Annotated in this window: 16 protein-coding genes; 12 read left to right on the forward strand and 4 right to left on the reverse strand. The window is 51.1% G+C overall.

The window, feature by feature from the left end:
- The first annotated feature begins 199 nt into the window (after positions 1–199).
- From CFI03_RS03670 to CFI03_RS03685, 4 genes are all read left to right on the forward strand, one after another.
- On the forward strand, positions 200–970 hold the full coding sequence (locus CFI03_RS03670) for a TerC family protein (RefSeq protein ID WP_248756452.1): 771 nt from the start codon (positions 200–202) through the stop codon (positions 968–970).
- A gap of 91 nt (positions 971–1,061) precedes the next feature.
- Positions 1,062–2,618: an SAM-dependent methyltransferase gene (locus CFI03_RS03675; RefSeq protein ID WP_248756453.1), complete on the forward strand. Its 1,557-nt coding sequence runs from the start codon at positions 1,062–1,064 to the stop codon at positions 2,616–2,618.
- Between the two features lie 107 nt (positions 2,619–2,725).
- Positions 2,726–3,166: an SRPBCC family protein gene (locus CFI03_RS03680; RefSeq protein WP_248756454.1), complete on the forward strand. Its 441-nt coding sequence runs from the start codon at positions 2,726–2,728 to the stop codon at positions 3,164–3,166.
- A gap of 126 nt (positions 3,167–3,292) precedes the next feature.
- Positions 3,293–4,132 carry a sugar phosphate isomerase/epimerase family protein gene (locus CFI03_RS03685; protein ID WP_248756455.1) on the forward strand — a complete coding sequence of 280 codons (840 nt, stop codon included), beginning with the start codon at positions 3,293–3,295 and terminating at the stop codon, positions 4,130–4,132.
- A gap of 35 nt (positions 4,133–4,167) precedes the next feature.
- On the opposite strand, the gene CFI03_RS03690 is transcribed toward CFI03_RS03685, so the two are convergent.
- On the reverse strand, positions 4,168–4,746 hold the full coding sequence (locus CFI03_RS03690) for a TetR family transcriptional regulator (protein ID WP_248756456.1): 579 nt from the start codon (positions 4,744–4,746) through the stop codon (positions 4,168–4,170).
- Positions 4,747–4,940: 194 nt separating this feature from the next.
- Between CFI03_RS03690 and CFI03_RS03695 the strand changes: the two genes are divergently transcribed.
- The 3 genes from CFI03_RS03695 to CFI03_RS03705 all read left to right on the forward strand — a co-directional run bounded on the left by CFI03_RS03695 (position 4,941) and on the right by CFI03_RS03705 (position 7,333).
- The gene (locus CFI03_RS03695) at positions 4,941–5,807 is read left to right on the forward strand and encodes an SDR family oxidoreductase (protein ID WP_248756457.1); all 867 of its coding nucleotides are present in this window, start codon (positions 4,941–4,943) and stop codon (positions 5,805–5,807) included.
- Between the two features lie 193 nt (positions 5,808–6,000).
- The gene (locus tag CFI03_RS03700) at positions 6,001–6,498 is read left to right on the forward strand and encodes an RNA polymerase sigma factor (protein ID WP_248756458.1); all 498 of its coding nucleotides are present in this window, start codon (positions 6,001–6,003) and stop codon (positions 6,496–6,498) included.
- Positions 6,499–6,616: 118 nt separating this feature from the next.
- Positions 6,617–7,333 carry a DUF5666 domain-containing protein gene (locus tag CFI03_RS03705; RefSeq protein WP_248756459.1) on the forward strand — a complete coding sequence of 239 codons (717 nt, stop codon included), beginning with the start codon at positions 6,617–6,619 and terminating at the stop codon, positions 7,331–7,333.
- 87 nt (positions 7,334–7,420) lie between these two features.
- Here CFI03_RS03705 and CFI03_RS03710 read toward each other — a convergent pair whose 3' ends face one another.
- Positions 7,421–9,862 (reverse strand): DUF7507 domain-containing protein, encoded by a 2,442-nt coding sequence (locus CFI03_RS03710; protein ID WP_248756460.1) that lies wholly within the window; start codon positions 9,860–9,862, stop codon positions 7,421–7,423.
- Positions 9,863–10,183: 321 nt separating this feature from the next.
- Here CFI03_RS03710 and CFI03_RS03715 point away from each other — a divergent pair, with 321 nt between their 5' ends.
- The 4 genes from CFI03_RS03715 to CFI03_RS03730 all read left to right on the forward strand — a co-directional run bounded on the left by CFI03_RS03715 (position 10,184) and on the right by CFI03_RS03730 (position 13,572).
- A complete protein-coding gene (locus CFI03_RS03715; RefSeq protein ID WP_248756461.1) occupies positions 10,184–10,831 on the forward strand; it encodes a hypothetical protein in 648 nt (215 codons plus the stop codon).
- Between the two features lie 29 nt (positions 10,832–10,860).
- Entirely contained in the window at positions 10,861–12,162 is a 1,302-nt protein-coding gene (locus tag CFI03_RS03720; RefSeq protein WP_248756462.1) for a polysaccharide deacetylase family protein, read from the forward strand.
- 227 nt (positions 12,163–12,389) lie between these two features.
- Positions 12,390–12,764 (forward strand): YciI family protein, encoded by a 375-nt coding sequence (locus CFI03_RS03725; RefSeq protein WP_248756463.1) that lies wholly within the window; start codon positions 12,390–12,392, stop codon positions 12,762–12,764.
- 4 nt (positions 12,765–12,768) lie between these two features.
- Positions 12,769–13,572 (forward strand): GNAT family N-acetyltransferase, encoded by an 804-nt coding sequence (locus tag CFI03_RS03730; protein ID WP_248756464.1) that lies wholly within the window; start codon positions 12,769–12,771, stop codon positions 13,570–13,572.
- Here the strand turns inward: CFI03_RS03730 and CFI03_RS03735 are convergent.
- Both CFI03_RS03735 and CFI03_RS03740 read right to left on the reverse strand, forming a co-directional pair.
- A complete protein-coding gene (locus tag CFI03_RS03735) occupies positions 13,554–13,919 on the reverse strand; it encodes a hypothetical protein (protein ID WP_127494820.1) in 366 nt (121 codons plus the stop codon). The two genes, CFI03_RS03730 and CFI03_RS03735, sit on opposite strands and share 19 nt — an antisense overlap.
- A 345-nt stretch (positions 13,920–14,264) precedes the next feature.
- Positions 14,265–14,906 (reverse strand): NAD(P)-dependent oxidoreductase, encoded by a 642-nt coding sequence (locus CFI03_RS03740; RefSeq protein ID WP_248756741.1) that lies wholly within the window; start codon positions 14,904–14,906, stop codon positions 14,265–14,267.
- Positions 14,907–15,048: 142 nt separating this feature from the next.
- Between CFI03_RS03740 and CFI03_RS03745 the strand changes: the two genes are divergently transcribed.
- A complete protein-coding gene (locus CFI03_RS03745; RefSeq protein ID WP_248756465.1) occupies positions 15,049–15,399 on the forward strand; it encodes a winged helix-turn-helix transcriptional regulator in 351 nt (116 codons plus the stop codon).
- The last annotated feature ends 26 nt before the right edge of the window (positions 15,400–15,425 follow it).

A 15,425-nucleotide genomic window follows, 5' to 3' on the forward strand; every position in this document is an offset into this window, starting at 1 on the left:
GCTTTATCCTATGCATGCGCCTACCGAAAGGGGAAGAAGCTTCATAACGTCTCTCCGGATACGTTTTTTATCCAATTCGTTTCCAGTTCCTTCTTATTGAGAAAAAAGTGAACTCCTTTGAGCATTTCTTACGTATATGCATTAACGGACAAGAGAAAATTACTCATACCGATTATGTTCGAAGAGAGGGGAATCCACGTTGGAATCGATCTGGCTGGAGTATGCGTGGGCATTGCTGATCCTGATAGGATTGGAGGGCTTGTTATCCGCCGATAATGCGCTGGTGCTTGCGGTAATAGCCAAGAATTTACCGGACGATCAGAAGAAAAGAGCGATTAACTACGGTATTATTATGGCGTTTGTTTTTCGTTTTGGCGCTCTATTCGCAATCTCTTTCATTGCGAATGTCTGGCAGGTACAGGCGATTGGCGCAGCGTATCTGCTATACCTGGGTTTAAAGCACATTATTCAGGCGCGTTTTGGCAAAAAGAACGAGGATGTTCACAAAGACGAGAAACAAAAAGCGGGTTCCGGCTTCTGGCCTACAGTAAGCAAAATCGCTATCGCGGATCTCGCGTTTGCAATTGATTCCATTCTGGCTGCGGTAGCTCTTGCGCTTGGTTTGCCGGATTCTCCGCTTGGCGAGTTTGGCGGTATGGATGGAGGCAAATTCGCGGTCGTATTGCTTGGCGGCATTGCGGGCCTAATCCTAATTAAATTCGCGGCAACCTGGTTTGTGAAGCTGCTTGCCGATCGCCCGGCACTGGAGACTACGGCGTATGCTATCGTCGCTTGGGTTGGGGTGAAGCTGGCCGTCATTACGCTGGCGCATGAGGATATCGGCGTTCTGGATCATGATTTCCCTCATAGCACGGGCTGGACGCTCGTATTCTATGGCGTGTTGGTTGCGATTGCGCTTCTCGGCTGGTTTGCTCCGGGCAAGAAAACGCAGAAGGTTGAGGCCTCTTAAGAGAAATTTAGCCCTAAATTTCGTAAAATGCCTTCTATTAAGGTAATATAGGAGGTATTGTTCGAAGCATAGAAAGCAGGGTTAGGAATAGATGAAGATTTCAAATACGCAGCGCTACCGCTTTAGCGAAGCGCCAATATGGGAAATAAACAGGCAATATTACGAAGAAGAAGGCTTGAGGGCCTGGAATAACGACCAGGTTCCTCAATATATTACGAGCAATCCAATGATTGCGGCGGCTTATGCCGAGATGCTGTTCGGATTTCTTCAGGACAGAGCGAATCAAGGACAAAACTTGGAGCCTGTTCAGATTGTGGAGCTTGGAGCAGGGGCTGGCCGGTTCGCTTTCCATGTGCTGCATGAGTTAAGCCGGTTAATAGACTTTGCGGGAATCGCGGTTCCGCCGTTCCGGTATATCATGACCGACCTTGCTGTAAACAATGTGGAGGCTTGGCGGAAGCATCCTGCCCTTCAGTCTTTTATCGAGCGGGGAATGCTTGATTTTGCCCGGTTTGATGCTGTCCAAGATTCGGAATTAGCACTGGCCGCATCGGGAGAAACGATCCGCAGGGGAGACTTGCGGCAGCCTCTCGTCATTGTGGCGAACTATTTTTTTGACAGTATTCCGCAAGAGCTGCTCTATATAGGCGAAGGTCAGGTATATGAGGCCGATGTGTTGGTAAAGTACCCTGAAGACAAGGATTCGCTTAAACCATCGGAGCTGCTGTCGCAAATCGCTTTAAGCTACGAGCTCCGGCGCGCGCCGCAGTACGAGGATGCGTCTTATCCTTACCGCGACGTTATTGCCGTCTATCAGGAGCAGCTCGAGGACTCGCATATTTTATTCCCGGAGGCCTCTCTGGCTTGCCTGGACCGGCTGAATCAGTTATCTCAGGCGGGAATCGTGCTGCTGACGGCGGATAAAGGGGATCACCTGCTCGAGCACTGGAGGTTCGCGGAACCGCCGGAGCTTGTCTTTCATGGCAGCTTTTCTCTGACGGCGAACTATCATGCGATGGGGGAAGTGTTGGAACGCAGCGGCGCTCTGGTCATGTTCCCTTCGCATCACTATGACAATATCAATATCGGCTGTATGATCAGCGTGAATTCGCCGCAGGACTATTACCAGACCAGGCTGGCGTACCGCCGCTCCGTAGAGCGTTTCGGACCGGATGATTTTTACAGTTTGAAGTGGTGGTTAGACCGCTATATCGACGATATGGGACTTCGGCAAATCCTTAGCTTCTGGCGTCTTGGCGGCTACGACGCGGAATTCTTTATCCAGAGCACGAAGCGAATTTCGAGTCTGATGGCGGAAGCCCTCGATGAGGAGAAGGAAGATATTCTGCTCGGAATCGAGCGGATGTGGTCGTCGTATTACGTGATGGAGCAGAAGTACGATCTGGCGCTTGAAGCGGGCCTGCTGCTGTTCGAAATGGACATGTACGGCGAGTCCAAGCGGTTCCTGGAGATTTCCGTTGAGGAAGACGAAGAGGAGATTGTATCTACGGTCTTTTATTGTCTGGCCATATGCTGTTTCGAGCTGGAGCTGGAAGAACAAGCTTTGCATTACCTTGGGGAGCTGCTTAGGCTCGAACCCGACCATGAGGAAGCAAGGGCTTTGATGAAAAATTTTGAGCTCGCCTAAAAAACGCTTGAACCTTACGTAACGTCATCTATTATGCTTAGGCTACCGGTAAACAGTTAGCGCTAATCACTAATGAATGAATACACGGAAGGTGGAGTGGATTAATTATGGCTGCTATTCTTGGCGAGAATGAGATTGTTTCGACGCGCGAGTTCGAATTTTCACGTGAACGGGTGTTTGAAGCATGGGTAAATCCGGAGCTGCTTAAGCGCTGGTGGGGACCTAACGGCTTCACGAATACCTTCCATGAGTTCGAGATCAAGCCGGGCGGTAATTGGCGGTTTACGATGCATGGCCCAAACGGCGTGGATTATGAGAATCATAATGTCTTCGAGGAGATTGTACCCTTGGAGCGGATTGTCCTTAAGCATATGTCCAATCCCGAGTTCCGGGTGACGGCTATATTCGAGGATTTGGACGGCCGCGCGAGATTAACGTTCCGTCAGCTGTTCATGGACAAGAGGACCTTTGAGGCTGTTAAGGCTTATGCGGCCGACGGCAATGAGCAGAACTTTGATCGGTTAAAGCTTGTTTTGCAGGAAGGCTAGTTAGGAAACCCGTTGCTTCGAGCGAAGCGCGGGTTTCTTTACGTTCGTTGCGCCTTGCCATCCGGGCATTACAACGTATAATGAGAGACAAGTAGATTTCAGATGAAACGTGAGAGGATGGTTATCATGTCAGTCGGAATTTTAGCTCATTTGCTTGGAACTTTGCCTTATAAGGAATTGGCGGCCAAGATAGCCGCTAACGGATTTCCATATGTTCAATTAGCGCTGGGGAAAGCGTTCTCCGATGTAGACTCGCGGCTGGGCAAGCTAAGCCCCGGGCTTGCACAGGAGGTCGGCGGCGCATTTGCGGAAAACGGCGTCCGTATCGCGGTGCTGGGCTGTTATGCGAGTCTGGTCGATCTCGATGACGAGGTTTACCGCCATAATGTAGACCGCTTCAAAGAGCATCTTCGGAATGCGCGGCATTTCGGCGCGCCGATTGTGGCGACGGAGGTTGGCGGAGTAACGGATCCGGAGCGCCGCGGGGAGCACATAGACCGATTAAACCGAGCGCTTGAGGAGCTTGTTGAAGAGGCGGAGCGCTGGGGCGTAACGATTGGGCTGGAAGCGGCCCAGGGACATATGATCGATACAGCTGAAACATTGGCCGAGACGATTGAACGATTTCCATCCTCATGCGTGGGCGTCGTCATGGACCCTTGCAATTTAATGAATCCGGCCCGGTTCGAGAATCAGGATCATACAATCCGCGAAGCTTTCCGTTTGCTTGGCCCGCGCATCGTAAGCGCCCACGTGAAGGATTTGAACCGCGCGGCAGACGGTACCTTAATAGAAACGGCAGCCGGTCTTGGCGAACTGAACTATCCGTTATTCTTCGAGCTGCTTGAGCAGCATAAGCCATACGGCTTTGCGACAATGGAGGCCGTAAGCGAATTGCAGATGGCGGAAGCCGCAAGGTTCGTGCGGGAAGGCCGGCTGGCTGCCAGGCAAGCGTTAACATTCTAAATCAGAGGAACACTCCCATTGCCGGGAGTGTTTTTTTATTCCATAACAGGCGAGAGGCTTGCCGCTGCCACGACCAATACATCCTGCACCATCGCATCCATTTGACGGTTTTGAGGGCTGCGGCTCCACTGTACGGCGGATCCGAAGATTCCCCAGCTGACAAGAAGCGCGGTAGCCTCCACGATTGTCCGAGGGGCGGAGGAATCCTCTTTGTTCAGCCAATCGAGAAGAAGCCGGTTTAGCTCTTTTTGCATGGCAATCTCGAACAGCGGCTCAAATTGACTGTCCCCGGGGGTCATATATTGCCGGGTACGGGACAGGAAGTCAAACACGGATGCAATAAGCGCTTTTAAGCTTAGCATGTCGGATAGAGCGCCGTTTGGCAGCTCGTTCTCCAGTTTTTTCAGGAACTTTTCGCTCATCCAGCTTTCGAGAAACGCGTACTTATCCTCGAAGTGGGCGTAAAAGGTGGCACGGTTTACCGTAGCCCGCGTTGCAATATCCTGTACCGATATCGAGTATATATTTTTCTTTTCCTCGAGAATTTGCATAAAAGACTGCATTAGAAGCTGACGCGTCCGTTTGACGCGGGGATCGTTCGCGTTGACAGGCATCTTGCGGTTCTCTCCTTCATTAGGGGGTAAACCAACAAAAACAGCTCCGTGTTGCGTAAGCAACCAAAGGGCTTCATTGCTGATTGTTAGGGCTGCCCGGACCGCCTAATATAATTATTACATGTAGTATACACAACGGTGTTATTTAAACAACATTGTGGCATTGAACTTTTATGGGACAGGAGATGTTTATTATGATTATTGTTACGGGAGCAAGCGGCCAGCTTGGCCGAATGGTGGTAAATCGGCTGCTTGAGCGTGTTCCGGCCGGACAGATTGGCGTTAGCGTCCGGGATGCGAACAAGGTGAAGGAGCTTCAAGAACGGGGCGTCCGCGTCCGCAAGGGGGATTATAACGACGCGGAGAGTCTGGCGTATGCTTTTGAAGGGACATCCCAGGTGCTTATCGTTTCCTCCAACAGTCTCGGAGAGGAGGCATTCCGGCATCATCGAACGGCGATTGAGACAGCCATCAAATCCGGCGTTCAACGCATTTACTATACGAGCCAGATGGGATCCTCGGGAGAATCCTCCTTCCCTCCCATGGTCGACCATGCGGCTACGGAGAGGCTGCTGCAAGCATCGGGCAGGGCGTTTACCTCGCTGCGCAATGGCTTTTATGCGGGCTCGGCGATTATGATGCTTGGAGATGCCATTCAGACGGGGATATTGGCGGCACCGGAAGACGGGCCGGTAGCTTGGACGGCCCATTCCGACTTGGCCGAGGCTGCGGCTATCGCGATGACCGAGGGAACTCTGGAGGGGATTACCCCCATCCTTACAGCTTCGGAAACCTTTGACCTCGCCGGTATTGCGGCGCTGGCCTCGGAAGTAACCGGCTGTCCGATTAAACGGGTTGTCATATCCGATGAAGAGTATAGAACAGGACTTATCGCGCATGGACTTCCCGAAGAGCGGGCGGATATGTTCGTCGGGCTCTTCCAGGCAATGCGCAGCGGCGAATTCGCGCGTACGGACGATACGCTGGCCCGGCTGCTTGGCAGGGAGCCTATTGGCATGAAGGAAGTTCTAAGGGCTTCGCTTGCAGGCCGCTCTTTATAATTTATCTTATAGAAAGGCACATTCCTCAACCTGCCCGGCAGGCAGGGGAATGTGCCTTTTTGGCGTTTGGGCTATTTTACTAACCGAATAATTGCATCCACTTCCTGTTTCCGTTACGTCTATAAAAAAAATATCGCATGAATGAAAAATAATTGGGCACTCAGTTGTATTACAAGTGAAAGGAGGTGCTGAGGTGTACAATTCATATGAGCTCAATGAATCTGTGCGACGGGCCTTGGATCTATATTCGCAAAGCATGATCAAGATTGCTTTCGCTTATTTGAAAAATATAGCTGATGCGGAAGAAGTGACGCAGGAGGTTTTCCTGACGTATCTGCAGAAGCGTCCTGTCTTCGAGAACAGCGAACACGAAAAAGCTTGGTTGATTCGAACAACCATCAATAAAAGCAAAAATATGCTGAAGACCGGCTGGTTCAAAAGCAGAAACCCTGTTCCCGAAGACCTGAGCTACCTCCCCAAGGAAGAAAACGAGGTTCTGCAGGCGGTGCTCTCCTTGGACAAGAAGTATCGGATTCCGATCCATCTTCATTATTACGAAGGATATTCGATCCAGGAGATTGCCGTTATTATGCAGGCGAAGGCCGCAACGGTAGGAACCTGGCTGGCCAGAGGACGCGCACTCTTAAAAGATAAGATTGGAGGCCTGGAGAATGAAGAAATCTGTCTATAAGTCCGCGATGTCTCAATTGCGAACCAGCGACGACTTCAAAGAGGCAACCTATCAGAAGTTAATGCTGGAATTAGAGAAGACTTCACATAATCCTACAAATCAAAAGGAGCCGATTAAAATGGAAAAAAGCAAAAAGAAATTGACAGGTTGGACAGTAGGTATTGCGGCAGCAGCAATTTTGGCGGTTGGCGTAATTAGCGTAAATCAGAACCAAAACAGCCCGGCATCCACGCCTACGAATCAAGGGCAAACGGCTGAAGCGACATCCAAGCCTCCGATCATGGGCAAGGTTGCGGTTAACATTGATGGCGTAATCTCCGAAGTAAGCACGGACGGCAAAAGCTTCAAAGTAGGCGATCTGTGGGTAGAAGTAACGGATAAAACGCAGCTGGGAAGCAGCGAGCCAACAGCGGCAGCGCCATCCCAAGAGCTGCTCAATAAAGATTTTAAAGTGGGCGACATCGTATCCGGTTATACTTCCCAGGATGTAAGCACGGGCAAAGTTACGGCTGATGTGATCTACAACCTGATCGCGCCTGAGAAAGAAGACGCAGGAAAGCCTGCTACGACGGGTAAAATGGCCGTTAACATTGACGGCGTTATCTCCGAAGTAAGCGCCGACGGCAAAAGCTTCAAAGTTAACGACGTATGGGTAACGGTTACTCCGGACACGATCATGGGAATCACGGAGCCAACCGCCGGCGAACAATCCGACGAGCTGCTGCAAAAAGAATTCAAAGTGGGCAACGCGGTATCCGGTTTTACAACGGATGACCTGAGCTCCGGCAAGGTAAACGCAACACGTATTTACAATAACTTCGCTCCGCAAAAATAATAGCATGCAAAAAGAGGCGCCTGTTTGCGGGGGCCTCTTTTTGCATGCTAAGGGTTACGTTTTTTCACGTGAAACAATGGCAAAGAACTATTCCTCTTCTTCCTTCACTTCGATTTCAACGGGATTGGACGGCACCTGGAAGGTAGGACCTGCCACTTCGACGCGGAAGGTGGCGACCGCTTGGTTCATGACCTTCTCGTCCGCGCTGACCTGATTGGCAACCGCGCGGAAGGTTACTTCTATCTCGGCTCCCGGAGGCAAAGTGCCAAGCGCAATCTGGTCCGGCTGAACGCCGGGGCGCCGCTGGCCGTTTACCCTGACGCTGCCAGGCACAAACTCCAGAGGCTCCTGGAGTATATCCGACAGCCGCAGATCAACCAAGGAGGTCTGACCGCGGTTTACAATCGTAACCGAGTAGGCAATCTGTTCCCCTATGGTCACCTCGTCGGGTGAAGCGGATTTGATTACCTCGACGGGCGGGGGAACAACCGTTGTCTCTTCCTGATCGGTTACGGGAGGAGTCTCGACGGATACGACCGTTACCGCATTCGCGATAATGCTGCCGTTCGCGGCGTTTAGCGGGACAACGTAAGACCGCTGAATCGTAATGGATTGACCCGGTTCCAGAACACCGGTCGTTTCCACAAGGCCAAGCAGCGGATCCGAAACTTGAACATTCGTTAACGGAATATTTCCCGTATTCGTTACCTTAATGGAGTAGACAATTGTATCGCCTGGCGCAGCGGTTGAACGGTTTGCGGTTTTGTCCACGGCAAGACCCGGCAGAGCGGGAATAAGTACCGTTGCCGATCCCAGGACGGGGCCGGTCTGATCGGAGACGGCCGAGGCGATATTGACAATGCCGGTATTGCCTCTTGTTCCCGCAGGAACAACAAATGCGACTGGAAAACTCCGCGATTCACCCGCCGGAAGAAGCGGGATCGTCTGATCCAGCGACAGAGTAGGATCAGTCACACGGACATTTGTCAGCGGAGCGTTCGACAGGTTCGTTACCGTTACCGTATACAGAACCGTTTCGCCCGGCAGCGCGATTTCACGGTCGACGGATTTGACAAGGGCTAGCTCGTATTCGGAAGGGATAATCGTCGTAATGACTTCGTTGGATGGAATATCGCCGGCTAGGATCGGACCGCCGGTTATACTCTCGTATTGGAATTCCACAAGGGCCTGGTTCCGAATAAGACCGTCCTCCGGGTAAGAACCGACTACCGCCTGAAAAGTGACGGTAATGGTTCCGCCCGGCTCCAGAATGCCCAGGCTGATTCCGGTCAGCGGATTGCCTTCCGTCTGCGCTCCGTCAACGGTAACGCTGCCGGGCACAAACGAGGTGTCGTTCGGCAGGGTGTCGAGCAGGAATACCGCGTCTGCCGCTGCCGTGCCCGAGTTGCTAACGATCACTGTATAGGTAAGCGTTTGGCCTAACTCCGCCGTTTCGGCATTAACGCTCTTCTGAACCGTAATCCGGGGGGAATTGATGTCGATATAGATTCCCGCGGCGATGACGGAGTAGCCGTCATTGGACGTCCGGAGCTGGAAGGCGGCCGTTGTTTGATTATTCGTTAACGTTTCCGAAATATCGACGTTTGTAATATCCCAGCTTTGCCGGCCGCCGACGATTTGGGTTCCGGGCTCGCCGTTAATCTGGTTCCGGTCGCCAAAGGTGCCGGAGGTGTCCAGCTGACCGCTGTCATCGTTAATCTGCGAGGCAAAAAAGTTGTTCGGGAAGTTGTTGGGACCGGACAAGATGGTCAGGCTGGCTTCATTGGGGCCGAATAATACCTGATCGCCAACCTTGTTGGCATCGCCGTCCTGGGCGCAAAGCGCCATGCGGCCGCTCACCGGCCCCGAGACGGGTGTTGCGAATCCGGTCAGGACCGTCGTTACGGAGGGATCGCTGCCGGCGGCAATCTCTACGATTCCGACATTTAGGCTCAGGTTGCGGAACGGCATATTCGTATCTTCGTAAACGACGCAGAGCGTCCAGCCGCAGCTGTTGGCCGTGCTGTTGCCGAAATCGATATTGCCGACAACGCCACCCACGATATAGGGGCCGGCACCTCCGGCCTGCACGATAGAGGTCACATTGGCAGAGCGAAAATAGTTGTAGGTCGCGTTGCGGTAAGATACCTGCGCCGTAGCGGGATCGGGCGCCACGGACAAGGTCGTGCCCTGCGGCGTTGTAATGGAAACGGATTTATCGATGAAAGGCAAATAATTGTTTGTCCCGCCGCTAACCCGGTAAGTACCTGCCCACACCAGCTCCGCGTAAAGAACCGTACTGTCTTCCGGTAATCGAAGCATGGCCATGGAACTGTCCAGATTAAAGTCAGAGGTTGATCCGGGCGGGTAGCTTCCGAACTGCAGGGCTGTATTTACAGTAATAAAATCTCCGATATAATCGCGGGTGCCGGGAACCCCTTCAGTCGAGGATCTGCTTAATCCCAGCGTATTGCCTGTAAAGGTAATCGCTCCGGTATCGTTGCCGCTGAAGCGAAGAATAAATGGCATGTCATCACCGCCTATCCATAAATAGATAAGCCAATATATGCACTCCGGCCGCCTATAGTGTCATATTTCGGAGGACCGGCAGGCCGCGGAAAAATCGGTATATCCTCCTGTGTGACCACTCCTTTAAGCCTAGTTACACGGGCGCAATTAGGTACTTTAGCCCCGCATATAAACTTGGAAAATTAATCTATAATGAAGGAAACATTTTTCGATATTAATCGACATATTTTCTCAGAAAAGGTGAGTTGATCTATGTTTTCTCCTTTCCAAAAGAAGAAAGAGCAGCAGCAATCGCGAGAGGATCTTGGGATAAGGAGGGACGTGGAGGAGCCTCAGGAGGAAGTGTCGGCTAGTTCGGCCAAAGCTGAACAGAGCGATGAGTCTTCAGGCTCGGTTCTGATTAATAAGGGCCACTTGGACAAGCGGTCGCTTGATCTCGTATTCGCCGTTGAGCAGATGATTAAAGCCAAGCAGCATGTCGAAATGAGCCATAACGACCTGCAGGACCGGCTTGGGCATGCGAATGGTCAGATTGACCGGCTGAACAGGGATTTGAAGAACCTCGGCAAGGTTATCGAGGAACGGGAAAAAAGCATTTTGGATCTGGAAAAGCGGCTTAGCGACAAGAATCTGAAGGTTGATCAGATGATGGATGACTACCGCGAGCTTCACGCCACTTTATCCGGGGAGATAGAGGAGCTTAAGAGCGTTATCGAGCTCGAGCGCCAGAACTATGCGGGCCTGCTGCAGAAGCACAATGAAACAACCGCGGAAAAGAACAAGAAGATTAACGAACTCGAGGAGAAGAATACGCGGCTGGAAGCCGAGCTCTCCCAGATGAAGCAGAAATTTGATGCCCTCCGTCAGGAGAAGACGCATCTTCTTAACATTGTAAACGACTTTACGAACCGGTTGACATCTCCGTTTGCGCCAAACACAAGCTCTATTGATGGTGGTTCATCCGATTAAAGTCATGCCGGGAACGGGAGAAGAACGATATGGGGATGGAGACATACAGCACGCAGGTGTTGGAGCTGCTGTCTCTTGGGAGGACCTCAAGCGGTATTAGCCAGATGAAGATCGGCGTCACCCAAGACGACAAGTACGCAACCTACGTAATCGAAATTGACGAGTTTACGTTTCTTGAACTTGAAGCACTGGGGCCATTGCATGGAGACAGGATTCGAATCTCTCCTTACTCCAAGTGGGATCCTTACCGCAATTCGCATTACAGTTCTTTTATTCGAACGACGGGCAGTACCCGCGTTCCGTTATATTTTGCTTGCAGCGAAGCCTATATGGCATTGATTAGACAAATCCGCCAAGGGGAGCTTCCGCCTGAATCGCCGGCAAAAGAAGAGCAAGTGGTCCAAGCGGTCTTGATGCCTGTTTCCAACCGTCCGGATTCAAGAACCGGCTTCGCTTCGCGTCTGCCGAAGGTTGCGGTTGCTATTCTTATAATGATTGGCCTGCTGGCCATCCTTTCGATCGCTACCGGAGGCAAGGTGGACTCCGCGCGTTTGCTTGGCGGTCAAGTGGCGAAGGCCGAGGTGACAAAAGGTAATTCCGGCCTGCCGGTTGTCTATGCTTCATCCACAGAGAGCGACACGGCTGCGACTCGGGATGCCGCTGTAGTAACGGCTGAACAGCCTGTTACTGCTGCTGCTCAGAATTCGGTACTGTCCGAGTCCCTTGAAGAGAAGTCGGCTTTCAAAATCATCGATATCGATAAAGACAAGAAGTTTTTCGGTTTGCCGAAGCAGTACGTGGCTTTAACCTTTGACGACGGGCCGTCCAAGCTGACAAAGGATATCGTTGATATCCTGACGGAGCAGAACGTACCGGCGACCTTCCTGTTTATCGGGCAAAATGTGGCCCATCATAAAGAAGCCGTCACTTACGCAGCCGGGCATGGCATGTCCATCGGCAATCATTCCTGGGATCATAGCGTGCTCACCAAATCGACCGTGCAAGAACAAAGCGAGAACTTGTCCAAAGCAAGCAAAGCGATTGAAGCGCTGACCGATAAGCCGGTTACGTTATTCCGCCCGCCGTATGGCGCGGTTAATGACGAGCTCGTCTCCGCGGCCGATCAGCATAATATGAAGACTTTACTGTGGAACCGGGACCCGGAGGACTGGAATGCTAAGACACCGGAGGATATCACCGCGTACTTCCATCATGTCGAATCCGCTGGCGGCATCTATGTCCTGCATGAAGACAAATACACGGTACAAGCGCTTCCCGCTATTATAAAATATTTAAAAGGCAAGGATTTAACGTTTGTTGCCTTCAAGTAATCATAACCTTACTTATATGTTTCGCAGCGAAGCACCCGTTTTGGGTGCTTTTTTTATCCTTTTTGCAAAAAATATTTCGGCTGAATCGAAGCAGCAGGTTTCAGCCCTTGGAGCGCAGAAAAATTTAATCTTAAGCATCGGTCGATTTAGCGGTCTGCCGTTCGTTGATCCTATAAGGCCCAGTACCAGCGGCTAACCATAATCTATGGGTAAAGGAGAATATCGCCATGAAATTCCTTTGTTTAGGTTATTTGAATGCGGAAAGAATGGATGCGCTTCCTAAGGAGACGATCGCCGAGGTCATGAGTCAATGCACGCCTCATCTTGAGGAGCTCTATGGCACGGATCAGGTTCTTATCGATGCGGGTCTCGGGACGGAAGCCAGAAGCCTGCGGCGGGCAGGCGGGAAGGTGAAGGTGCTGGACGGTCCTTTTACCGAGACGAAAGAGATGATTGGCAGCGTGTTTATTATAGAAGCGGAGAATATGGAAGAAGCGGTACGGGTTGCGTCCCTGCATCCGGCCGTGCAGGTGAATGACGGTGAGCCGTTCGAATGGGGAATCGAGATCCGGCCGATTCATTATTTCAAAGGGGAAGGTTAATCGAATGATTATAAAAGCTTGTACAATGGATGAGATTGAACCGCTCGTAGCCGAATATTTACAAGGCTTATCCTCGCCGTTTGATTCTTTTTTGGAGGATCATATCGTTACATCCGCCTTTTATCGGATTCAAGATGGTCAGGAGGACATTGGTTATTATGCCTTGCATAACGGAGAGCTGCTGACGCAGTTTTACATCCGGAGGTCTTCTTTGAAGAAAGCGCAGGCCTTGTTTCTCGAAGCGCTGGAACGGCATGCGGTAAAAAATATATTCGTACCCACCTGCGATGAGCTGTTTGTAAGCCTCTCTATTGATCAGGATTTTAAGATCAACAAGCAGGCTTACTTTTTTCAGGACAGCGGGGTAGAGATTCCGATCAACATGGAGAGCGATGAAGTATTCCGTCCTGCTGTACCGCAAGATCTTCCTGTAGTTCAGCAGGTGTGCGGAGATTTTTTAAATAATTATGATCAGTGGCTGCATGCTGGAGGGCTGTTCGTTTATTACAAAGGCAAGAACTTGCTGGGCATTGGAGTTGCGGAGCGCTCCAAGCTGCTTGACGGATTTGCCAGTATCGGAATGTTTACGAATGAAGCTTACAGGAAGCAGGGCTATGGGACAGCGCTAATCGTCCAGATGCGCAATTGGTGCAAGACTCGCGGCATAACCGCGATCTGCGGCTGTTGGTATTATAACGAGGCGTCCAAGCGCACCTTGGAGAGAGCAGGCATGGTGACGATGACCAGGCTGTTAAATATAGAAGTATCTTTAAAAGCTGAAAATGAAGCCTACAGGACAGAGAAGTAACTCATGGATTCCTCGAACAGGATGGAGGAGTCAGGTGTTTCCTCTTCTCTGGCAGCCGCGGCGGAATGGTCCAAATTCGATAAAGCCATCAGCACAAGCTCAGTCTTGGCATCGCCCCATACCTCGCGGTTCAGGAGAGCCATGTTCCGGGCGTCGGCAAGAGACTGCCGGTTTAGCTTGCACAGAAAATCACCCCAGGCAATGATGTCAAAGTGCGGGGCATCGGTTGTTATGACGCATTCGCCCCAGCCGGTTTCCGAACCGCAGGACATGCTGAGCAGCCCGTAATGGCTGTTGTCTCTGCATAGATGATAAAGCTGAATGCCCGAAATGATGTCTGTGTTCATGGGTAACTATCCTTTCTTTGCTTGCGCGTGTGAAATTAATAGAATCTTACTCCTAATAGGGCGCGCTGTAAAATAAGACAGGGATAGATTCGCGTCAAATCCGGTCAATTAGCCGAATCTGGCAGGATTAGAGCAAGTAAACCGAAATGGCTAATCATTTTATAGCGAGGATTCTTGCTAAAATAACGCTTTTCACTTTTTGAAGGAGGCTCATTACGGGGCGGCCGCGATATGATCACATTCGACGGGTACCGGCCCTAAGCCGGAAGCATTCGAGAATTTCCGTTCGCTATCTGCAGCTAATAAAGAAGACTCCCTGCTGCAGGGAGTCTTCTCGCTTATTCTTTATTCCGCTTCGCCAACAAGCGTAAACCGCTCGTTCGCATGCTGCGGATTCTCGATTTCGTCCAGCACGGCGATGGCATAATCGGCATAACTCACGTAGCTTTGGCCTTGGCTGTTGACGATGACATGATCGAGACCTTTCGTATACGCGCCGGTTCTTTTTCCTTTTGGATCAAAAAAGGCAGCGGGGCTGATGTACGTCCAGGTAATGGAGCTGGTGTTCTTAAGCTCATCCAGCTGTTTGCCGGCGTTGGATGCTGTCGGATAGACGAAAGCCGGGAATTCGGGAGTGTCCATCAGCTTGGTTGTCTTTTGCTCGTCGACATAGAGGCTTCCGGCGCCGCCAACCACGATAAGCTTCGTTCCTGGCGCATCCTCCAGCGCGGCGGTCAGCGCTCTTCCCGCATCCACATAAAGATGCTCTTCGCCTTCAGGGGCTTTAAACGTATTCACTACCACGTCAAAAGGCTTCAAATCCGCACCGGTCAGGTGAAAAATATCCTTCTCCAGAATACTAACATTCGAATCGCTGACTTTGGATGCGTTTCTAACGATAGCCGTTACCTCGTGGCCTCTCTCTTGGGCTTCCTTCATAATCAGGCTGCCTACCTGTCCGTTAGCGCCGATAATACCGATTTTCATCATTTATTCCCTCCGGATTTGATGGATTTGTTTGGTGATTTCGTATAAACTAATCTTATTTCTTTGGTACGATTTTTTAAAGTAGTCACTATTTTATTACATAGTCATAAAAACAATACCATGAGGGAAACGAGGGATTGGAATGGCTCGCAGCTCGTTTGAAGGTGAAATTCCGAATGAACAGATTGAAGTCTGTCCCGTTACGGAAACACAAAATGTAATTGCCGGCAAATGGAAGATCATTATTTTGTGGCATTTGCGGGAGACGCGGCGGTTCGGAGAGCTCCAGCGCTTGGTGCCCGGCATCTCGAAGGCGATACTAACCAGCCAGCTTAGAGAGCTGGAGAAGGATCAGATGGTCAATAGAGTGGTGTATCAGGAGGTACCGCCCAAAGTCGAATACTCCCTTACGGAAGCAGGGGAGCAGTTTCTTCCGATTCTCGAGAGTATGGGCGTGTGGGGCAAAAAGTATGCGGCGCGGCGCAAAACCTGAAACCTGCCAGCCTTACTATTCGTCTG

This window comes from Paenibacillus sp. ATY16, from assembly GCF_003399985.2.
In the GTDB taxonomy this organism is placed as follows: Bacteria; Bacillota; Bacilli; order Paenibacillales; family Paenibacillaceae; genus Pristimantibacillus; species Pristimantibacillus glycanilyticus.

Excerpts from the sequence above, each read along its gene's own strand:
- CFI03_RS03675 (WP_248756453.1), top strand. The coding sequence starts at position 1,062 with ATGAAGATTTCAAATACGCAGCGCTACCGCTTTAGCGAAGCGCCAATA.
- CFI03_RS03680 (WP_248756454.1), top strand. The coding sequence starts at position 2,726 with ATGGCTGCTATTCTTGGCGAGAATGAGATTGTTTCGACGCGCGAGTTC.
- CFI03_RS03685 (WP_248756455.1), top strand. The coding sequence starts at position 3,293 with ATGTCAGTCGGAATTTTAGCTCATTTGCTTGGAACTTTGCCTTATAAG.
- CFI03_RS03690 (WP_248756456.1), bottom strand. The coding sequence starts at position 4,746 with ATGCCTGTCAACGCGAACGATCCCCGCGTCAAACGGACGCGTCAGCTT.
- CFI03_RS03695 (WP_248756457.1), top strand. The coding sequence starts at position 4,941 with ATGATTATTGTTACGGGAGCAAGCGGCCAGCTTGGCCGAATGGTGGTA.
- CFI03_RS03705 (WP_248756459.1), top strand. The coding sequence starts at position 6,617 with ATGGAAAAAAGCAAAAAGAAATTGACAGGTTGGACAGTAGGTATTGCG.
- CFI03_RS03710 (WP_248756460.1), bottom strand. The coding sequence starts at position 9,862 with ATGCCATTTATTCTTCGCTTCAGCGGCAACGATACCGGAGCGATTACC.
- CFI03_RS03720 (WP_248756462.1), top strand. The coding sequence starts at position 10,861 with ATGGGGATGGAGACATACAGCACGCAGGTGTTGGAGCTGCTGTCTCTT.
- CFI03_RS03725 (WP_248756463.1), top strand. The coding sequence starts at position 12,390 with ATGAAATTCCTTTGTTTAGGTTATTTGAATGCGGAAAGAATGGATGCG.
- CFI03_RS03730 (WP_248756464.1), top strand. The coding sequence starts at position 12,769 with ATGATTATAAAAGCTTGTACAATGGATGAGATTGAACCGCTCGTAGCC.
- CFI03_RS03735 (WP_127494820.1), bottom strand. The coding sequence starts at position 13,919 with ATGAACACAGACATCATTTCGGGCATTCAGCTTTATCATCTATGCAGA.
- CFI03_RS03740 (WP_248756741.1), bottom strand. The coding sequence starts at position 14,906 with ATGAAAATCGGTATTATCGGCGCTAACGGACAGGTAGGCAGCCTGATT.
- CFI03_RS03745 (WP_248756465.1), top strand. The coding sequence starts at position 15,049 with ATGGCTCGCAGCTCGTTTGAAGGTGAAATTCCGAATGAACAGATTGAA.